Source organism: Bacillus sp. JJ664, from assembly GCF_036962205.1.
Classification (GTDB): Bacteria; Bacillota; Bacilli; order Bacillales; family Bacillaceae_G; genus Gottfriedia.
The window spans coordinates 331-19,739 of the sequence record NZ_JBALMS010000012.1 but is presented as its reverse complement, the minus strand read 5'-3'; the positions used below and the strand labels follow the sequence as shown (position 1 = coordinate 19,739).

Genomic DNA, 19,409 nt, shown 5'->3' with positions numbered 1-19,409 from the left:
CAGTAATATAACAATAGTAGGAGAGGGGAAAAGGGAAAATGGAAGAATTTTAATCTTTTTAATAAAAAATGATGAGTTGCCATTGTTATAGATAGGACAAGTACTCTAAATAAAATCTGTTTAAAATTAATCCGCTTACAAATGAAAAATGAATTTTTTATGTTTAGGGTATTTTAATAAATAGCAATTCTTTCATTTTTATTACATTTTATTAACGAATAAAAGTCGAAAAGTGTTTTTTACTAATTTGTGTTATAGTGGGTATCTAGGTAGGATGGAGTTGTATCCTTCCTTTTAAAAACAAATAATAGGTGAATGAAATGAAAAAACTTATATTAGCCTCTGCATCTCCTCGAAGAAAAGAACTACTAAGTATGTTAAATATTCCATTTATCATTGAAACTAGTGATGTTGAAGAAGTAATGGAGCAACACTTACATTCTTCGGAATTGGTAATGAAGTTAGCTGAGCAAAAGGCTGCAGATGTGTGCAAAAAATTTCCTAATGCTATTGTAATTGGTGCTGATACAATTGTTACGTTTGCTGATCAGAAGCTGGGTAAACCTTCTTCAAAAGAGAATGCATTTGCTATGCTAAAAATGCTATCTGGAAATACCCATGAAGTATTTACTGGGGTTTCAATCATCAATGAAGGGATCACTTCCAACTTTTATCAGTGTACTAAAATCACATTTAGTGTTTTAAGTGATCAGGAAATCTTAAACTATATTGATACTAACGAACCAATGGATAAAGCTGGATCATATGGGATTCAGGGGTTTGGTGGCACATTTGTAGAGAAAATAGACGGCGATTATTTCTCTGTAGTAGGGCTTCCAATCAATAAAGTTAAGAAAAAACTGTATGAGCTGTTTTTTAATTAGGCAAATGAGGTGGTTATTTGCAAAATTCTCTACTAATTAGAGATTTTCCAAAAGATGACCGTCCGAGAGAACGGTTAATTAAAGATGGTCCGAGTAGCTTGTCCACCCAAGAATTACTTGCTATTGTATTAAGAACTGGGACTAAAAACGAATCTGTTTTACAAATTTCTAACCAATTATTGCATAAATTTGATGGGCTTCGATTATTGATGAATGCTTCGATCGAAGAAATTTCAAATATAAATGGCATCGGTGAGGCAAAAGCTACACAATTATTAGCAGCTTTCGAATTAGGTAAGAGAATCAATCGATTACAGTTTGAGGATAGATTTGTGATAAAAAGTCCTGATGATTGTGCTAAATTTATGATGGATGAAATGAGATTTCTTGAACAAGAGCATTTTATTTGTTTATATTTAAATACAAAAAATCAAATTATTGCCCGCGAAACTATTTTTAAAGGTAGTTTAAATGCTTCAATAGTACATCCACGAGAAGTTTTTAAAGAAGCTTTTAGAAGATCAGCTAGCTCAATAATTTGTTTACACAATCATCCAAGTGGAGACCCTACACCAAGTAGAGAAGATATAGAAGTTACAAAACGATTAGTTGAATGTGGAAAAATAATTGGAATTGAATTACTAGACCACATCATTATTGGTGAACATAAGTATATCAGTTTAAAAGAAAAAGGTTATGTTTAGGGTGTTCATTAAGTACTAATTGTTTTATAATGTAAGTTATGGATAAAAACCTGTTATTTACTAACGATAAGAAAATATAATTAGATACATTAAATATAATGAAAAGTTGTACGTTTTAGAAAGGAAGATACATATGTTAGGATTAGGCGGATTTACACGTGATTTAGGAATAGACTTAGGTACTGCCAATACTTTAGTTTTTGTAAAAGGAAAAGGGATTGTAGTAAGAGAACCATCAGTTGTTGCATTGCAAACAGATACAAAGCACATTGTTGCAGTTGGTAAAGATGCGAAAAATATGATTGGTCGTACACCAGGAAATGTAGTTGCTACAAGACCAATGAAAGACGGCGTAATTGCTGACTTTGAAACGACTGCTACGATGATGAAGCATTACATCCATCAGGCACAAAAAAGTAACGGATTCTTCTCACGTAAACCTTATGTAATGGTATGTGTACCATCAGGGATTACGGCAGTTGAAAAGAGAGCGGTAATCGACGCTACAAGACAAGCAGGTGCACGTGATGCGTTCTTGATTGAGGAGCCTTTTGCAGCTGCAATTGGAGCTAATCTGCCTGTAATGGAACCAACTGGTAGCATGGTTGTAGATATCGGTGGAGGTACTACTGAAGTTGCGATTATTTCTTTAGGTGGTATCGTTACTAGTCAATCGATTCGTACTGCTGGAGATGATATGGACGATGCGATTATGCAATACATTAAGAAAAATTATAATTTAGCGATCGGTGAGCGTACGGCAGAGCAATTAAAGCTTGAAATTGGATCGGCGATTAAAACAGAAAATGGAGAAAAGATGGATATTCGCGGAAGAGATTTAATTTCCGGTTTACCAAAAACAATTACTATTTATGGTGAAGAAATTGCTAGTGCATTAAGTGATACGGTTACAGCAATTGTTGAATCTGTAAAAAATACATTAGAAAAAACTCCACCTGAATTAGCTGCTGATATCATTGACCGTGGTATTGTGTTAACAGGTGGCGGTGCTCTTCTTCGTAATCTTGATAAAGTTATTAGCCAAGAAACAAATATGCCAGTAATTGTTGCAGAAGATCCACTTGATTGTGTTGCAATTGGTACAGGTAAAGCGTTAGACAATATTGATATTTTCAAAAAGAATTATTCTTCAAATTACAGATAATATTAATTTGAATAAGAACGTATCTTGTCTAAAGTTAGAAATTAAATAATAAGAAAAAGTAATTAGCAATATGTGTAATCCTCACTGTTTTTGGTGAGGATTATACGCATGAAATCTTTTAAAAATGAAGCTGAATTGCTATAAGAGGGTGTCAGGATGCCACAATTTTTTCAAAATAAACGTTTAATGATTGTCTTGGCTGCTATTATATTATTGGTGGCACTTCTAGGTTATTCATTAAGAAATAACAGAAACCTTTCTATTCCCGAGCAGTTTATTAAAGATACAGTAAGTTTGACTGAAAAAGTATTTAATAAACCCGCACAATATATTGCGGGTTTCTTTAATAATATTTCGGATTTGAAAGATACATATAAAGAAAATCAAATTTTGAAGAGTAAACTTGATAAATATGTAGAGCTATCTGTTCGCGAGAAGGAACTAGAAAAAGAAAATAAAGAACTAAAAGACCTGATTGGTTATACTAAAGACTTAAGTGATTACGAATCAATTCAAGCAACAGTAACAATTAGAGATCCTGATAAATGGCAGCAGATTATTACCATTGATAAGGGGTCAACTAATGGTGTTGAAAAAGAGATGGCGGTTGTTACAGCAAAAGGATTAATTGGTAAGGTTAAAAACGTTTCAAAATTCTCTTCTACTGTTCAATTACTTAGTGCATCTGATCGAACAAATCGTATTTCTGCAAAAATTCAGCAGAAAAACACAGTATTTGGCTTAATTGAAGGTTACGATGTTGAAAAACAAACATTATTGTTTAAACGAATCCCTTCAAATGCAAAAGTTAAAAAAGGACAAACTGTGGTGACTTCTGGTCTAGGTGGAGTTTTTCCGAAATCTTTAGTCATTGGGAAAGTTGAAGAAATTGAACCAGATGAACATGGATTAACTCAGACTGCTTATATAAAGCCACAAGCAGATTTTAATGATATTAACCATGTCATTGTCGTTAAACGCACCATTGACGTACAGAAAGGAGAGTAGAAAGTAGATGAGTAAGTATGTTTTACCTCTTCTTCTATCACTTCTTTTCATATTAGAAAATATTTATGTTTCAAACGTGTCCCCTACACTTCTAGGTGAAAAGGGAATTATCGTACCACATTTTCTGTTTTTCGGATTATTATTTATGACGTTATACTATAACCCGAAGAAAGCACTTGTATATGGCGTAATATTTGGCGTAATATATGATATCGCGTACACAGAAATTATAGGAATATATTTAGCGGCTTTTCCTTTCTTTATATTTTTAATAAGTCAAGCAATGAAAATACTTTATGCTAATTTATTTATTAGAAGCATTTTAGTTCTGATTTGGACAATTGCTTTAGAATACTTAGTTTATGGTTTAAATATTCTATTTGGATATACAAATATGTTGAATAGTTACTTCATAAACCATCGATTATTTCCGACATTATTACTGAATGCACTCTTTATATTAATTTTTGCATTTCCTCTGTCATCATTATTAAGAACAATTAGTGAAAATAATGAGGAAAAATAAAGGATTTTTTGAGTGCATGTCGAATTATACATTCGGGGTGAACACTTATCATGGAACAGAGGCAACAATATGTTACAATAAAAGGAACAAAAGATGGTCTAACACTGCACCTCGATGATACATGTTCTTTTCAGATTTTAGTAGATGAAATTGAAGAAAGACTGTCTACCCACTTGTTTGAGAGCAATGATCGTCCATTAATTGCAGTCCGATTAAAAATTGGAAATCGCTTCTTATCTCCCGAACAAGATGAAATAATACGATCTATCGTTCGTAAAAAGAACAATCTTGTTGTTGAATCAATCGACAGTAATGTTGTTTCGAAACAAGAAGCGATGGAATGGTTAAAAAGAGAAGAAATCGTTCCTATTTGCAGAATGGTAAGATCCGGTCAAGTTCTCCAAGTAAAAGGTGATTTACTGTTAATCGGTGACGTTAATCCGGGTGGAACTGTTATTGCAGGTGGCAATATCTTTATTATGGGTGCGCTTCGAGGGACTGCTCATGCTGGATTTAATGGCAATAATGAGGCAGTTATTGCAGCGTCTATAATGAAACCAATGCAGTTGAGAATTTGCAGCATAATGAACAGAGCACCAGATCATTATGGTGAAGAAGGCAATGAAATGGAATGTGCATACATAAATGAAGATAACCATATCATTGTCGATCGAATTCAATTTCTCACTCATCTTAGACCTAGTTTGACAAGGTTAGAAAGGGGCATGATGTAACTGTGGGAGAGGCTATAGTAATTACATCTGGTAAAGGTGGAGTTGGTAAAACAACGACATCAGCAAATTTAGGAACAGCTTTAGCAATGTTTGGTAAAAAAGTATGTTTAATTGACACCGATATTGGCCTACGAAACTTAGACGTTGTCATGGGCTTAGAAAACCGAATCGTTTATGATTTAGTGGACGTTGTAGAAGGTCGTTGTAAAACGCATCAAGCATTAATCAAAGACAAACGTTTTGAATGCTTATACTTATTACCGGCTGCTCAAACGAGTGATAAAACTGCTGTTACTCCTGAACAAATGAAAGTGCTAGTTGATGAATTGAAAAAAGACTATGATTATATATTGATAGACTGTCCTGCTGGAATTGAGCAAGGATATAAAAATGCAGTTGCTGGAGCAGATAAAGCGATTGTTGTCACAACGCCAGAAATTTCTTCAGTTAGAGATGCAGATCGTATTATCGGATTATTAGAACAAGAGGATATCGAACCTCCTAAACTAGTAATCAATCGTATTAGAAGCCATATGATGGAAAATGGAGATAGCTTGGATGTAGATGATATTACATCTACACTAGCTGTTGATTTAATTGGAATTGTTCAAGACGATGAAAATGTAATTAAAGCCACTAATAGTGGAGAACCAGTCGCAATGAATCCAAATTCTAAAGCTTCAATTGCTTATAGAAATATAGCAAGAAGAGTGTTAGGTGAGTCAGTACCATTACAATCATTAGAAGCTGAAAAGAGTTTATTCTTTAAAGTTAAAAAATTATTCGGAATCCGTTAACACTTCGTTATTCTAACGAAGTGTTTTTCTTTTTACTCATAAGTTGTCCACCATTCTCATATAGTTTAATTAACAAGACTGTGAAAAGAGGTGACACTTTGAGTAAACGCGTAGATGATATTCGAAAAAGAATTGCTAAACGACGTGAACAAGAGGATAAATGGGGTCATCCAAATCAAATGATGACAAAATTTCCTCTAAATGAAACACAAACTACCGAAAATGGGTATACGTATTCATATGATGATTTAGTAGAACAGCAAGGTAAAAAAGTAATGAATCAGTCTACATTTTTGTTCAGAAGTTTATTAAGTGCCGTTATTGTTCTAGGGTTAGCGATTGTATTAAAGGGTAATTCATCAATTTCTTCTGAAGTGAAAAATGGACTGTCAAAGGTGTATAACAGCGAATTTCAATTTGCCTCAATACAAAAGTGGTATGAAGATCGGTTCGGATCACCTATTGCTTTCTTACCTCAAATAAATAAGAAAAATGAAACAGTAGATAGTGTAGATTATGGTGTCCCAGCTAGTGGAAAAGTGCTGCAAAGCTTTAAAACGGACGGACAAGGTATTTTAATCCAAACTGAACTAAATCAAAAAGTAGAGGCTATTGAAGGTGGAAATGTAATTTTTGTTGGAGAAAAGGATGATTTAGGACAAACGGTGATTGTGCAACATGCCGATGGATCGGAATCTTGGTACGGAAAATTAAGTTCAACAAATGTTAAGTATATGGAAAGAGTCGATAGTAAAAAGGTTTTAGGTACAGTGACTCCTGATGAAGGAGGTAATTTTGGAACGTATTACTTTGCAATCAAAATGGGTGAAAAATTTATTGACCCGAAAAAGGTGATATCTTTTGAATAAATGGATAAAACTTGCTTCAAAGATTACACTACATCCACTTTATTTATTAATTGCATGTATTGGTATTCTAACTGCGAATTTTTGGTCGGTTTTATTTATTACGATAATTATCTTCTGTCATGAATTAGGACACGCAATCGCAGCAACTAGTTTTAATTGGAGAATTAACAAAATTACATTATTACCATTTGGCGGGGTTGTTGATTTAGATGAACATGGAAATCGACCAATTTTAGAAGAGTTTATTGTGACTATATCAGGTCCAATACAACATGTAACGTTATTTGTGATCGCAAAGTTTTTATTTGAATTGAATTATATTCCTGAAAATTTATATTCACTTTTTATCGGGTATAATGTGAGCATTTTGTGCTTTAATTTATTACCAATTTGGCCTTTAGATGGTGGGAAATTTATGAATCAGTTGTTTTCTTTAATTTTCCCATTTGTGAAGGCGCATCAGTATAGTCTTTATTCGTCATTTTTATTTTTATCTATTGCTACAGTTTTGACGTTAGTGATTCAACCGATCAATATAACCATTTGGGCTTGTTTGTTGTTTTTATATATTTCTTTATGGATTGAGTGGAAGAATAGACATTTTGTTGCCATTCGTTTTCTGATGGAGCGTTTTTATGGGAATGAACAGTATATCCAGAAAATCAAATCTATATCATTGACGAAGGAGACAAAGCTTTTTCAGGTGTTTTCTAATTTCCATAAGGGGTATAAATATAATGTTGTTTTTAATGTTGATAGGAAAAACCAACAGATGCTTGATGAGAATGAATTATTACATGCTTATTTTACGGAGAAAAAAGCAACCTATTCGCTTGAAGAGTTAATCAGTTAAGTTTGCTTAGTAAATGGAAAAAGCACCTTACTAAAAAGTGAAATATGTGAAATGGTAACTAATTTTAGTTGCCATTTTTTTGTTATTTGAAAGAAGAGTATTCTTTGATTTCCACTCCAGAATGCTCGCCCCACGGAAAGGGAGCAACCTGGAGTTGTAATCAACTAACGCATTCTTAAGTAACAACAAAGTATACGAAAACAGTCTTTTTATTTTTCTAAAATCCTTTTTATGCCATTACTTCCAATTGTATTTGAACCATCAAATTACGAATACCGACACTTGAAAAAGAGATAATAACGAATGCAATAAGTTGTAAGAATATGTTTTGTGAAAGGACATGATTATTATGAATAGAAAAATATATCTTATTATAACTAGTGTATTTTTAACTTCTATGGTGTTAATGGGTTGTAATGCAAATGATGATCGAGATGATGTAAATAATCGTAGAAACGTGAATACTCCTGTAAATTACGAAAACGATATGAATGATGTGGATTTAAATAATGATGATGTGTATAGAGACAATGATGTAAGAAATAATGGTTTAAGAAATGATGTAAGAAATGATGTAAGAAATGATATTAGGGATAATGATATGAACGCACCTGGGGTAGATGAAGACGATAATATCCTGCGTGATGATGAAAATGATAATGACCCCGATCCAGAGGACATTATAGAAGATCCAAAAGATATGATTGATAATGATAAGCGTGATGAGTAATTAGAAAGAGAAACACCACATGTATGTGGTGTTTTTCTTGTGGAATGATAGAAGACAATTGTATCTTAACTAGCTTTTTCTAAAAGGAATGCATAAAATGAGAAGTATTATAGAACGTTAGGAAGATGAAATTGAAGAAAGTTATTATGAATGTTAAACATTCAGAAAAAAGAATTGCAGTTGTTGAAGAGGATCAGTTGGTGGAGTGGTATTCATCAGCTGATACAAGTTCATTTGTGGGTAATATTTATATTGGTCAAGTTCAAGATGTGTTGCCTAAGTTAAATGCGATATTTGTTGATGTTGGTTTAGCTAAAAATGGATTTATGAGATATGAAGATACAATCGAAGGGAAAGAAAATCCGGATCAATCAGGCGAAGCCCTTCGAAAAACATTTCAAAAAGGCCAGTATATTCTTGTTCAAGTCATTAAGGATGCCTTTGATGAGAAAGGACCGAAGCTTACAAATAATCTAGAATTCTCTGGTGATTATGTTGTTTATTTTCCGCTTACGAAACAGGTTGCGGTTTCAAATAAAATAAAAAAAGAAGTAACTCGTAATAAATTCTATTCTTTAGGAAGAGAAAACACGAGTGGATCTGAAGGGATAATATTTAGATCTTCGAGTGAACAAGCGAGTAATGAAGAAATCTTGAGAGAATTAGATCATTTTCAAACAATTTATACTTCTATTGCAAAGCAAGTCTCAAAAAAAGTGACTTGTGTGTGGGAAGCAAATTCATTGTATACGAAATTTTTTAAGCTTCACCCAGCAAATACAATTAACGAGATCATTGTGGACGACTTACTTTCAATAAAAAATTATTTGCCTCTGACAATACCTACTTCTGTTTATAAAGGAAAAGAAAATATTTTTGTCGCTTATCAAATTGAAGAACAAATTGAAAAATCATATAAATCGATTGTTTGGTTAAAAAATGGTTCTTTTTTAATTATGGAGCAAACTGAGGCAATGACTGTTATTGATGTGAATACAGGGAAATTCAGTGGTAAACAAAATCGAGAAGAGACAATTTTTCAGACAAACCAATTTGCTGCAATAGAAATTGCACGTCAGTTGAGACTAAGAGATATTGGTGGCATGGTCATAATTGACTTTATTAATATGCCCTCAACAGAAAAGCAGAAAAAAATATCTGATTTATTAAGGGAAGCATTTCAATATGATCGAGCATTTACGAAATTGTTTGGTTTTACAAGTCTAGGTTTATTTGAACTAACAAGAAAACGAACGACGCATTCACATATTGAAGCTACTCATCAAAAGTGTTTAGTATGCAATGGGACGGGACTAATAAAAAGTCCAGAGCAAATTGCTTTTGAATTAGAAAGAGAGCTATGGGAAACATCGTCTAGTGAATATGAAGCTATTCTTGTAGAATGTGATCGTGATGTGGCTAATTACATAAACGGGGAAAATAATCAACATATCAAGAGACTTGAAAAAGCGTTATATATGAATATCTATCTAAAAATTACATCGTCTAAAATTCATTACTATGAGATTGTCAGGGTAGGTTCAGAAAAAGACGTGACAAGCTATTTATAATAGGTTTATCAGCGGAATAGTTGTTGACATGAACTATTCGCTCGTGGTAACATCATAATGTTATTGTTTGTAGCGCACCCGTGCTACAACCGCTCATATCAGGTATTAAATGCTTTTTGCATGCCTGTCATTGGCGAGTCTTAGACTATTTGAGGAGGTGCAATTATGTACGCAATTATTGAAACTGGTGGAAAACAAATCAAAGTTGAAGAAGGTCAAGCAATCTACATTGAAAAGCTTGATACAAACGCAGGTGACACTGTTACATTCGACAAAGTTTTATTCGTAGGTGGCGAAAGCATCAAAGTTGGTAGCCCAACTGTTGAAGGAGCTACTGTAACTGCTAAAGTTGAAAAGAACGGTAAAGCTAAAAAGATTCTTGTATTCAAATACAAATCTAAAAAGAACTACCGTCGTAAGCAAGGTCATCGTCAACCTTACACTAAAGTTGTTATCGAAAAAATCAACGCTTAATTATAAGTAATGACTAATATAACAATTGAACGTTTACAAGATGGACGTATTTGTTCCTTTATCATAAGTGGACATGCATTTTTTTCTGAATACGGTACAGACATTGTTTGTGCAGGTATTTCAGCTGTTTCTATCGGAACAGTAAATGCACTGGAAGCTCTTTGTAACATTGACGCAGAATCATTTACGCATATTGATGAAAAACAAGGTATCTTGAAATATCAATTGCCAATGAATTTAACCAATGAAGAAATGCAAAAAGCGCAACTTATCCTTGAAGCGATGCTTGTATCTTTACAATCGATCGCAACAAGTTACAGTGATTATGTCACTATAAACGAGTAAAACAGGAGGTGTAACCATGTTAAAATTAAATCTTCAGTTATTTGCTTCTAAAAAGGGAGTAGGTAGTACAAAAAATGGTCGTGACTCAGCTTCGAAACGTCTAGGTGCTAAACGTGCTGATGGACAATTCGTATCTGGTGGTTCGATTCTTTACCGTCAACGCGGCACTAAGATTTACCCAGGTGTAAATGTTGGTCGTGGTGGAGATGACACATTATTTGCGAAGGTTGATGGCGTTGTTAAATTCGAACGTTTAGGCCGTGACCGTAAACAAGTAAGTGTATACCCTGTAGCTCAAGAAGCTTAAGAAACTAACTTAGAAACTCTAACCTTTTAGGTTAGAGTTTTTCTGTACATTTGACATATTTTCAAACTTTTGCTTTTTAATAAAGCAACCTCTAAACAATATGCTCCAAATAACTCGAGCATTTTATACAAGATAAACAAGCGGCTTAACTTTAAGTGATTTATCAAATGCCGAGTTTTCTTTATATGATCACCTTCTTAAATACCAAAAAAGTAAACCAATAGGAGAAGTACGATGCAGGGAAAATGGGACGTTCTTGAGGTATTAAGACATTCACGTCATGATTGGCTAAATCGAATTCAATTAATTAAAGGTTATTTGGCTACAGGTCAAAAGGATATGCTAGAAGAAACGATGACAAAAATCGTCGCGGATTCCTTAAACGAAGCTAAAATATGTTCTTTACAAATTCCAGCTTTTGCTGAATTTATTATTACATATAATTGGAAACCTCGGACAATTGTACTAGATTATGAAATTTTAGGAGATCCTTGTTCTCTTAAAAATTTAGATGAGATGATGACAGATTGGATTCGAAATTTTTTAAGCAAACTAGAATCATGGGTACATATTTATGAGGAGAATTATGTTAGCTTAACAATTGAAATAAATGATGAAACAGTTTGTTTCTTTTTTGACTTCAGAGGTAAACTAACAAGGAAAGAAGAAATGCTGAAATGGATTGTTTCGTCTTCAAGTAATCATTCAAAGATTCAAATGATGTCATATTTTTGTGAAACAGAAGAATGCAGTATAGAATTTAAAATGGAAAAATAAAGAGTGGTGGATTTATGTTTATTGATCAAGTCAAAGTATATGTAAAAGGTGGCGACGGCGGTAACGGAATGGTTGCTTTCCGTCGAGAAAAGTATGTTCCTAAAGGTGGTCCTGCTGGAGGCGATGGTGGTAAAGGTGCCAATGTAGTTTTCATAGTAGATGAGGGACTAAGAACATTAATGGATTTCCGTTATAAGCGTCATTTTAAAGCAGATCGTGGACAACATGGAATGTCCAAAAGTCAACATGGTAAAAACGCTGAAGATATGATTGTTAAGGTACCACCTGGAACGATTGTAACTGATGCTGATACTGGTGAATTAATTGCCGATCTTACAATGGATGGCCAAACAGCAATTATTGCAAGAGGAGGACGTGGAGGAAGAGGAAACTGTCGTTTTGCTTCTCCAGCAAATCCTGCACCAGAAATTGCTGAAAATGGTGAGCCAGGTAAAGAGCGTAATATTCAGCTTGAGTTAAAGGTATTAGCCGATGTTGGTTTAGTTGGATTTCCAAGTGTTGGAAAATCTACTTTATTATCAGTTGTAAGTTCTGCACGACCAAAAATTGCTGAGTATCATTTTACAACAATTGTTCCAAATCTTGGCGTTGTTGAAACAGAAGATAATCGTAGTTTTGTTATGGCGGACTTACCTGGATTAATTGAAGGAGCTCACCAGGGTGTTGGTTTAGGGCATCAATTCCTACGACATATTGAAAGAACACGTGTAATTGTACATGTAATTGATATGTCTGGTCTTGAAGGTCGCGACCCATATGATGATTACTTAACAATTAATCAAGAGCTTAAAGAATATAATTTACGTTTAACTGAGCGACCACAAGTTGTTGTAGCAAATAAAATGGATATTCCACAAAGTGAAGAAAACTTAGCGAAATTTAAAGAGCAAGTTGGAGATGAAGTACAAATTTTCCCAATTTCTGCAGTTACTAGACAAGGTTTACGTGAATTATTATTTACGGTTGCAGATTTAGTGGAATCTACTCCAGAGTTCCCACTTCATGATGAAGAAGAAGACAAACCATTGCGTGTTCTTTATAAGTATCAAAAAGAAGCACCAACGTTTGAAATTACGCGTGAAAGTGATGGAACATTTGTTGTTAAAGGTGAGGAGCTTGAAAAAGTATTCAAGATGACTAACTTTGAACGTGAAGAATCAATTCGCCGTTTTGCTCGTCAAATGCGTGGTATGGGTATTGATGAAGCATTACGTGAACGTGGTGCGAAAAACGGAGATATTGTTAAAATCTCTGAGTATGAATTTGAATTTATTGATTAATGAAAAAGGTAAGCAATCTAATTGCTTACCTTTTTTTATGAAGACATATCTACAAGAATTCCTTCTTTTTTCAATTCAGACAGCGCATTCTCAAGCTGCTGTTCATTATCAGCTTCTATTGTATGAAGATGTATTCCATTTGTTAAATTCGCTAGTGGTACTGAATTTGTTTCTTCCATCTTTTGGAGAAAAATTGAAATATCATATCGGTTTGTAATTTGTAATTGAGCTGTTATATAACCGTATACAGGGTGTTCGACCATTACATCTTTAACTGTTATGCCATGGTCTACTAATATTTCTAATTCCTTTTTTGTGTCAGTATTAGAATGTCGACAAATTATCACTTTTTGTATTTTGTTTGACCCAGTGTCAGGGTGCATATAGACATAACCTTGAGCAGTTGCCAAAATTGGCTCATTTTTAGCTTTCAATAAAGTGATATCACCTACTACAACTTGCCGACTTACATTTGCACGTTTTGCCAAGGAATTACCTGAAAGTGGACTTTTTGCTTCTTTTAACCACTGTAAAACTTTATTCCTTCTCTCTTCTCCTAAAAGTTTTTTATTCATTTTTTCAATTCCTCGGTTAGTAAATTTTGCTTCATTATTAATTTAAGTGTTGAAGCAAGTTTTGTTAAGTCTTCTTCGTTCGTGTATTTTCCAATGGAAATTCTGAAAAACTGCTTTGCTTCCTGTTCACTTCTTCCAATGGCTAACATCGTTTCTGAGGGTTTTTGCATGCCAATAGCACACGCACTTCCAGTTGAAATAGCAAACTGATGTCTATTGCACTCTAGCATAACAAATTGTCCTTCTAAACCGTTAATTCTCATTCCAATTATATTTGGAATACAGTCATCATCAGAACCTTCAAAACGTACTAATTTTTCAACATCTTTCAATTCATTACGAAATATTTGTCTTAATGATAAGTATCTTTGTTGATCTGGATTCTTTGAATTAAAAATATGACCTACTGCTGTTACAAACGAAGCGATAGCAGGTACGTTAACAGTACCAGGACGGATACCACTTTCATGAGAAGTGCCTGGATAAATTGGCTGACTAGTTAGTTTTGGGTTTATATAAAGTGCCCCAACACCTTTAGGACCATAAAGCTTATGGCTAGAAATACTTAAACTAGAAACATCGAATTCAGCAAGATTTATATCCAACTTTCCAAATGATTGTACACAGTCACAGTGTAGCATAATATTGAATGGTTTAAATAATTTAGCAATGTCTTTAATCGGTTGAATAGCGCCAATTTCTGAGTTAACATGCTGAAAGATCCCTAATATTGTATCATCACGAATTGCTTTTTTTATCAAATCAACTGAAACGATTCCATTTTGATTTACTGGAATATAAGTAATTTCGAAGCCTTGTTCTTCCAAAACTTTTACATAATTATTAATTGATGAATGTTCTAAATTAGTTGTTAAAATATGACGGCCTGGTTTTTTGGTGCTTTTTAAAAGAGTTTGTAATCCAAGTATATTCGATTCAGTGCCTCCACTTGTAAAGTAAATACTTGCTGGACTAGCGTTTAAAAAACCTGCAAGTTGTTTACGACAAGCTTCAAGTAGAAGGGATGCATTTGATCCAACATCGTGTAAACTTCTTTCATTCCCAAAATAATGTTTAGAGGCAGATACAAATGTCTCGAGAGCTTCTTCACTCATTGGTGTTGTGGCAGCATAGTCTAAATAAATCATTTTGTAGCCCCTCTTTCTTCCGTTTTAAAAAAATNNGTTTAATTATATGTAAATATAGGTGTCAAGACAGCTTTTTTTAAATATGATAAATTTTAAATAGATATATATGTAAATGGGGGAGGGCAACGATGCGAAAAGCAGATGTTGTCATTATTGGCAGTGGGATTGCTGCATTAATGGCTGCTGAGGAAATTTGTCAGTCTAAAAATGTGATTCTATTCACAAAGAAAAAAATATTTGATAGTAATTCAATGCTTGCACAAGGTGGAATTGCTGCAGTTATGACTGACGATGATTCGTGGGAGTTACATCAACAAGATACACTTGAGGCAGGTTGTTATGTAAATAATGAGAAAGCTGTAGAAGAGCTTGTAAAAAATGGAACAAAATCGATGGAAGATCTTGTTTCTTTTGGTATGAAATTCGATATGGATCCAAATGGAAAATTTCACCTAGGAAGAGAAGGCGCTCATCGTAAAAATAGAATTCTTCATGCAGGTGGAGATGCGACAGGAAAGCATCTTGTTGAAACGATGTATAAACGATTAAAAGATAAAATCACAATTATCGAAAATGAAATGGCAATTGATTTTATCATGAAAGATGATAAATGCGTTGGTGTTTATGCGCTAGCAGAAAATGGCGAGTTAAAAATGTACCATGCAAATGCAACTCTCTTAGCAACTGGCGGAATAGGCTCAATGTATCAATTCAGTTCAAATAATCAATGGATTACTGGTGATGGCATTGCAATGGCCTACCGAGCAGGATGTGAAATGTCAGACTTGGAATTTGTACAATTTCATCCAACAATGTTGTATATAAATGGAGAATGTAAAGGGTTAGTTTCTGAAGCGGTTCGTGGTGAAGGTGCATACTTAGTAACAAAGAACGGTCGTCGCATTATGAAAGGGATTCATCCATTCGAAGACTTGGCGCCACGTGATGTTGTTAGCAGAGCTATTTATAATGAAATGAAAAACGGTGAAGAAATTTACTTATGCATTCGCTCAATTGATAATTTTGAAAAACGTTTTCCAACAATTTCTTCAAATGTCAAAAGCAATGGAATTGAACTAACAGATGGGTATATTCCTGTTGTTCCTGGTGCTCATTTTCATATGGGAGGCGTAAAAACAAATACAAATGGTGAAACAAATATCCCTGGGTTATTTGCAGTAGGAGAAGTAGCTAGTAACGGTGTGCACGGAGCAAATCGATTAGCTAGTAACTCTCTTTTAGAAGGAATTGTATATGGAAAAAAAGTTGCTAGATTCATAGCAAAGCTGCCTAGCATGATGATTGACGAGAATGTAATGAATTATGACATACCAAGGTTTAGAGCATTACCTACTAAAAATGACATTAGAGATATGATGATGAAGTATGTTGGAATCGTTAGAACAGAAGAAGGTTTAGCGGAAGTCATCAGTTATTTTAACCACTACCTAGATTCAGTAAAGTTAGAAACTCGCGCTATGACTTTAGAAGAATTAGAAATATACAATATGATCACAACTGGCAAGTTAGTTGCTAATGCTGCCTTAAATCGTAAAGAAAGTATTGGCTCGCATTTTATCGAATTAGTAATTGAACCAGCTAACTTATAGGGGGAAAATATCTTGAATACGTTAAAAGCAAAAAAAATGATTGAGCAATTTTTATTAGAAGATATTGGTGAAGGTGATGTATCTTCAATTCATATTTTTCCAATGAAAGAACGTTCTATTGGAAGAGTTGTAGCAAAGGCAGACGGAGTAATCTGTGGAACTGACTTAATTGCAGTTACTTATAAATTATTACATGAAGATATTAAAGTTATATGCCATGTTGCAGATGGTGAATTTGTAACTCAAGGCCAGCTTATTGCTGAAGTAGAGGGTCCAGTACAAGTTTTATTATCTGGAGAACGTGTAATGTTAAATCTCTTACAAAGAATGAGCGGAATAGCGACGTTAACTGCCAACGCGGTTGAAACACTAAATGATGATCATATAAAAATCGTTGATACTAGAAAAACGATGCCTGGATTACGTTTATTTGATAAATATGCTGTTACATGTGGTGGGGGTGCAAATCACCGTTTTGGTCTTTATGATGCAGTTATGTTAAAAGACAATCATATTGCATACGCAGGCTCAATTAAAAATGCAGTAGAGGCACTACGACATAAACTTGGACATATGATTAAGATTGAAGTTGAAACTGAAAATGAAGCCCAAGTGCGTGAAGCAGTTGAGGCAGGTGCGGATGTAATCATGTTCGACAACAGAACGCCAGAAGAGATTAAACAATTTGTTACATTAGTACCTGAAACAATTAAAACGGAAGCATCAGGTGGAATTACTTTAGATAATTTAGCAAGCTTTCAACATTGTGGGGTAGATGTAATTTCATTAGGATGTTTAACTCATTCTGTTAAAGCGTTAGATATCAGTTTTTATTTGTAAGTAATGGGGAATGGAGTGGATAATATGAATGTTTTAGATATGATTCAAAAAAACGAGGGATATCAAATTCCCGATGAATATTACACATTATCAACTGAAGAAATGGAAAAAAGAGTTAGAGAAATCAAAGAGAGACTAGGAGAGGAATTATTTATCCCTGGTCATCATTATCAAAAGGAAGAAGTTGTTGTTTTTTCAGATTCAACAGGTGATTCGCTTCAATTAGCTCAAGTAGCTGCTAACAACAAAAAAGCAAAGTATATTGTTTTCTGTGGCGTTCACTTTATGGCAGAAACAGCTGATATATTAACTGAGGATCATCAAATTGTCATATTACCTGATATGCGTGCGGGTTGTTCAATGGCTGATATGGCCGACCATCATCAAACTGACCGTGCTTGGTCAGCATTACAAGAGCTTTTTGGAGATACGATTGTTCCATTAACTTATGTCAATTCTACAGCCGCAATTAAAGCATTTGTTGGAAAAAATGATGGGGCGACAGTGACATCATCAAACGCAAAGAAAGTAGTATCATGGGCATTCACTCAAAAAGAACGAATCTTATTTTTACCTGATCAACACTTAGGACGTAATACTGCATATGAATTGGGTGTTCCGTTAGAACATATGGCTATCTGGAATCCAATTACAGATACATTAGAGTATGATGGAGATATTCAGGATATAAAAGTAATACTTTGGAAGGGCCATTGTTCTGTTCATGAAAACTTCACAGTAAAAAATATCGAGAATGTAAGAAAAAACCATCCTGATATGAGAATCATTGTGCATCCTGAATGCTCTAGAGAAGTTGTAGCGGCAAGTGATGATAATGGTTCAACTAAATATATTATTGACCAAATCGAAGCTGCACCTGCAGGTAGTAAATGGGCAATTGGTACTGAAATGAATCTAGTACAAAGAATTATAAAAAATCATCCAGACAAGGAAATTATTTCACTAAATCCTTTTATGTGTCCATGCTTAACAATGAATCGTATCGATCTACCACACTTATTGTGGTCATTAGAGAATATCGAAAAAGGCACAATTCAGAACATTATTACAGTAGATAAAGTAACTGCAAGTGATGCAATAAAAGCCCTTGATAAAATGCTCGAACTTGCATAATCATAAGAAAAAATAAATCATCATATAAATCATTTAGTCATATTTGGCTAAATGATTTTTTTATAGAAAAAGCTAGAAAAAAGTAAATACTTATACAAGCTTAATAATATATTTTCAAATTCCTTCAATCATAAATACAAATTTACAGACATACATTGTTGTGAGGTACTAACTGTACAATCCAACGTAGAGGCAATTGGTCAGGAGGGGAAAAGGTGAGAATTCATATAGTTCAAAAGGGCGATACCCTTTGGAGCATTGCTCAAAAATATAACATCGATTATGAGGAATTAGTAAAATTAAATGCGCAATTAAGCAATCCTGAAATGATCTATCCAGGTATGAAAATTAAAGTACCTGAAAAGATGAAAGAAAAGCAGGCACCTTTAGGTTCTCAAAAAGAGGTACAGCTTTCAAAGGAACCAAAAACGAGTATAAAATTGGACGTAGATGAGAAAGAACAAGTTCAACCTGTAACAGAACAGCCAGCTCCTGTAGCTGAACAACCAAAGCCTGCTGTCCAACCAATTACGAAACCTGTTGAAAATACATTTAATATTAATGTAGAAGTTTCGCCTACTAAAAACATAAAACCTGTCATTCAAGTACCGATTCCACCTGCGAAACCAACTGTATCTCCTGCATTAAATAATAGTAATCAACAAGTATCTCCTGTTCAAACTGGAAAGCCAAATGCGAATATACCGCAAGCTGTTATGCCAGTTGCAGATAAAAAACCAATAAATGAAAGTAATTTAAAAGTGAACACCAAGGGAGGACAAAACATGTCAGAGAAAAACAACTACTTCCCAGGATCGTTAGTTTCTCCATCAACATCTAATCCAAAAGAACAACAAGTGTCACCAGTACAAACAGGTAAACCAAACCAACAAGTATCTCCTGTTCAAACGGGAAAGCCAAATGTGCAAGTATCTCCTATACAAACAGGAAAACCAAATCAACAAGTGTCACCAATACAAACAGGAAAACCAAATCAACAAGTATCACCAGTACAAACAGGAAAACCAAATCAACAAGTTTCTCCTGTCCAAACAGG

22 protein-coding genes and 1 other annotated feature are annotated in these 19,409 nt (G+C 34.0%); of the genes, 20 read left to right on the top strand and 2 right to left on the bottom strand.

Translation table 11 applies throughout. The features are described from left to right. The first annotated feature begins 320 nt into the window (after window positions 1-320). From V7056_RS02195 to obgE, 16 genes are all read left to right on the top strand, one after another. Complete coding sequence (locus tag V7056_RS02195; RefSeq protein ID WP_499698866.1) at window positions 321-884, top strand: Maf family protein; 564 nt, start codon at window positions 321-323, stop codon at window positions 882-884. A 17-nt stretch (window positions 885-901) separates the two neighbouring features. Further along, on the top strand, window positions 902-1,588 hold the full coding sequence (gene radC / locus V7056_RS02190) for a RadC family protein (RefSeq protein WP_499698864.1): 687 nt from the start codon (window positions 902-904) through the stop codon (window positions 1,586-1,588). Between the two features lie 133 nt (window positions 1,589-1,721). Continuing rightward, a complete protein-coding gene (locus V7056_RS02185) occupies window positions 1,722-2,753 on the top strand; it encodes a rod shape-determining protein (RefSeq protein WP_499698862.1) in 1,032 nt (343 codons plus the stop codon). 156 nt (window positions 2,754-2,909) lie between these two features. Beyond that, window positions 2,910-3,761, top strand: a complete 852-nt coding sequence (gene mreC, locus V7056_RS02180) for a rod shape-determining protein MreC (RefSeq protein ID WP_499698860.1) — start codon at window positions 2,910-2,912, stop codon at window positions 3,759-3,761. A gap of 7 nt (window positions 3,762-3,768) precedes the next feature. Next, entirely contained in the window at window positions 3,769-4,287 is a 519-nt protein-coding gene (mreD, locus tag V7056_RS02175) for a rod shape-determining protein MreD (protein ID WP_499698858.1), read from the top strand. A 47-nt stretch (window positions 4,288-4,334) separates the two neighbouring features. Further along, window positions 4,335-5,021 carry a septum site-determining protein MinC gene (gene minC / locus V7056_RS02170; protein ID WP_088004136.1) on the top strand — a complete coding sequence of 229 codons (687 nt, stop codon included), beginning with the start codon at window positions 4,335-4,337 and terminating at the stop codon, window positions 5,019-5,021. Between the two features lie 2 nt (window positions 5,022-5,023). Then, complete coding sequence (gene minD / locus V7056_RS02165) at window positions 5,024-5,818, top strand: septum site-determining protein MinD (RefSeq protein WP_088004134.1); 795 nt, start codon at window positions 5,024-5,026, stop codon at window positions 5,816-5,818. Between the two features lie 98 nt (window positions 5,819-5,916). Continuing rightward, the gene (locus V7056_RS02160) at window positions 5,917-6,687 is read left to right on the top strand and encodes a peptidoglycan DD-metalloendopeptidase family protein (RefSeq protein WP_499698856.1); all 771 of its coding nucleotides are present in this window, start codon (window positions 5,917-5,919) and stop codon (window positions 6,685-6,687) included. Continuing rightward, entirely contained in the window at window positions 6,680-7,540 is an 861-nt protein-coding gene (locus V7056_RS02155) for a site-2 protease family protein (RefSeq protein ID WP_499698854.1), read from the top strand. The genes V7056_RS02160 and V7056_RS02155 overlap by 8 nt, the downstream gene beginning before the upstream one ends. A gap of 406 nt (window positions 7,541-7,946) precedes the next feature. After that, window positions 7,947-8,270, top strand: a complete 324-nt coding sequence (locus V7056_RS02150) for a hypothetical protein (protein ID WP_499698852.1) — start codon at window positions 7,947-7,949, stop codon at window positions 8,268-8,270. A 131-nt stretch (window positions 8,271-8,401) separates the two neighbouring features. Further along, entirely contained in the window at window positions 8,402-9,841 is a 1,440-nt protein-coding gene (locus V7056_RS02145) for an Rne/Rng family ribonuclease (protein ID WP_499698850.1), read from the top strand. 77 nt (window positions 9,842-9,918) lie between these two features. Next, window positions 9,919-9,992 (top strand) — a sequence feature (ribosomal protein L21 leader region). Between the two features lie 14 nt (window positions 9,993-10,006). After that, window positions 10,007-10,315, top strand: a complete 309-nt coding sequence (rplU, locus tag V7056_RS02140) for a 50S ribosomal protein L21 (protein WP_088004124.1) — start codon at window positions 10,007-10,009, stop codon at window positions 10,313-10,315. A 9-nt stretch (window positions 10,316-10,324) separates the two neighbouring features. Further along, on the top strand, window positions 10,325-10,660 hold the full coding sequence (locus V7056_RS02135; protein WP_464961260.1) for a ribosomal-processing cysteine protease Prp: 336 nt from the start codon (window positions 10,325-10,327) through the stop codon (window positions 10,658-10,660). 16 nt (window positions 10,661-10,676) lie between these two features. Next, window positions 10,677-10,967: a 50S ribosomal protein L27 gene (gene rpmA, locus V7056_RS02130; RefSeq protein WP_464961261.1), complete on the top strand. Its 291-nt coding sequence runs from the start codon at window positions 10,677-10,679 to the stop codon at window positions 10,965-10,967. A 234-nt stretch (window positions 10,968-11,201) separates the two neighbouring features. Then, window positions 11,202-11,744, top strand: coding sequence for a Spo0B C-terminal domain-containing protein (locus V7056_RS02125; RefSeq protein ID WP_499698847.1), 543 nt, complete (start codon window positions 11,202-11,204; stop codon window positions 11,742-11,744). Window positions 11,745-11,758: 14 nt separating this feature from the next. Next, on the top strand, window positions 11,759-13,045 hold the full coding sequence (gene obgE / locus V7056_RS02120) for a GTPase ObgE (protein WP_499698845.1): 1,287 nt from the start codon (window positions 11,759-11,761) through the stop codon (window positions 13,043-13,045). A 35-nt stretch (window positions 13,046-13,080) separates the two neighbouring features. Here the strand turns inward: obgE and V7056_RS02115 are convergent, their stop codons facing one another. Together V7056_RS02115 and V7056_RS02110 are read right to left on the bottom strand one after the other, a co-directional pair. Then, window positions 13,081-13,620, bottom strand: coding sequence for a transcription repressor NadR (locus V7056_RS02115; protein ID WP_499698843.1), 540 nt, complete (start codon window positions 13,618-13,620; stop codon window positions 13,081-13,083). Beyond that, window positions 13,617-14,768, bottom strand: a complete 1,152-nt coding sequence (locus tag V7056_RS02110; RefSeq protein WP_499698841.1) for an IscS subfamily cysteine desulfurase — start codon at window positions 14,766-14,768, stop codon at window positions 13,617-13,619. The genes V7056_RS02115 and V7056_RS02110 overlap by 4 nt, the downstream gene beginning before the upstream one ends. 128 nt (window positions 14,769-14,896) lie before the next feature. On the opposite strand from V7056_RS02110, the gene nadB reads away from it, so the two are divergent. The 4 genes from nadB to V7056_RS02090 all read left to right on the top strand — a co-directional run. Then, window positions 14,897-16,378 (top strand): L-aspartate oxidase, encoded by a 1,482-nt coding sequence (gene nadB / locus V7056_RS02105; protein WP_499698839.1) that lies wholly within the window; start codon window positions 14,897-14,899, stop codon window positions 16,376-16,378. 12 nt (window positions 16,379-16,390) lie between these two features. Continuing rightward, window positions 16,391-17,218 (top strand): carboxylating nicotinate-nucleotide diphosphorylase, encoded by an 828-nt coding sequence (gene nadC, locus V7056_RS02100; RefSeq protein ID WP_499698837.1) that lies wholly within the window; start codon window positions 16,391-16,393, stop codon window positions 17,216-17,218. 39 nt (window positions 17,219-17,257) lie between these two features. Next, window positions 17,258-18,352: a quinolinate synthase NadA gene (gene nadA, locus V7056_RS02095; RefSeq protein ID WP_499698867.1), complete on the top strand. Its 1,095-nt coding sequence runs from the start codon at window positions 17,258-17,260 to the stop codon at window positions 18,350-18,352. Window positions 18,353-18,567: 215 nt separating this feature from the next. Beyond that, a partial coding sequence (locus V7056_RS02090) for a LysM peptidoglycan-binding domain-containing protein (RefSeq protein WP_499698835.1) occupies window positions 18,568-19,409 on the top strand: 842 nt, incomplete at its 3' end.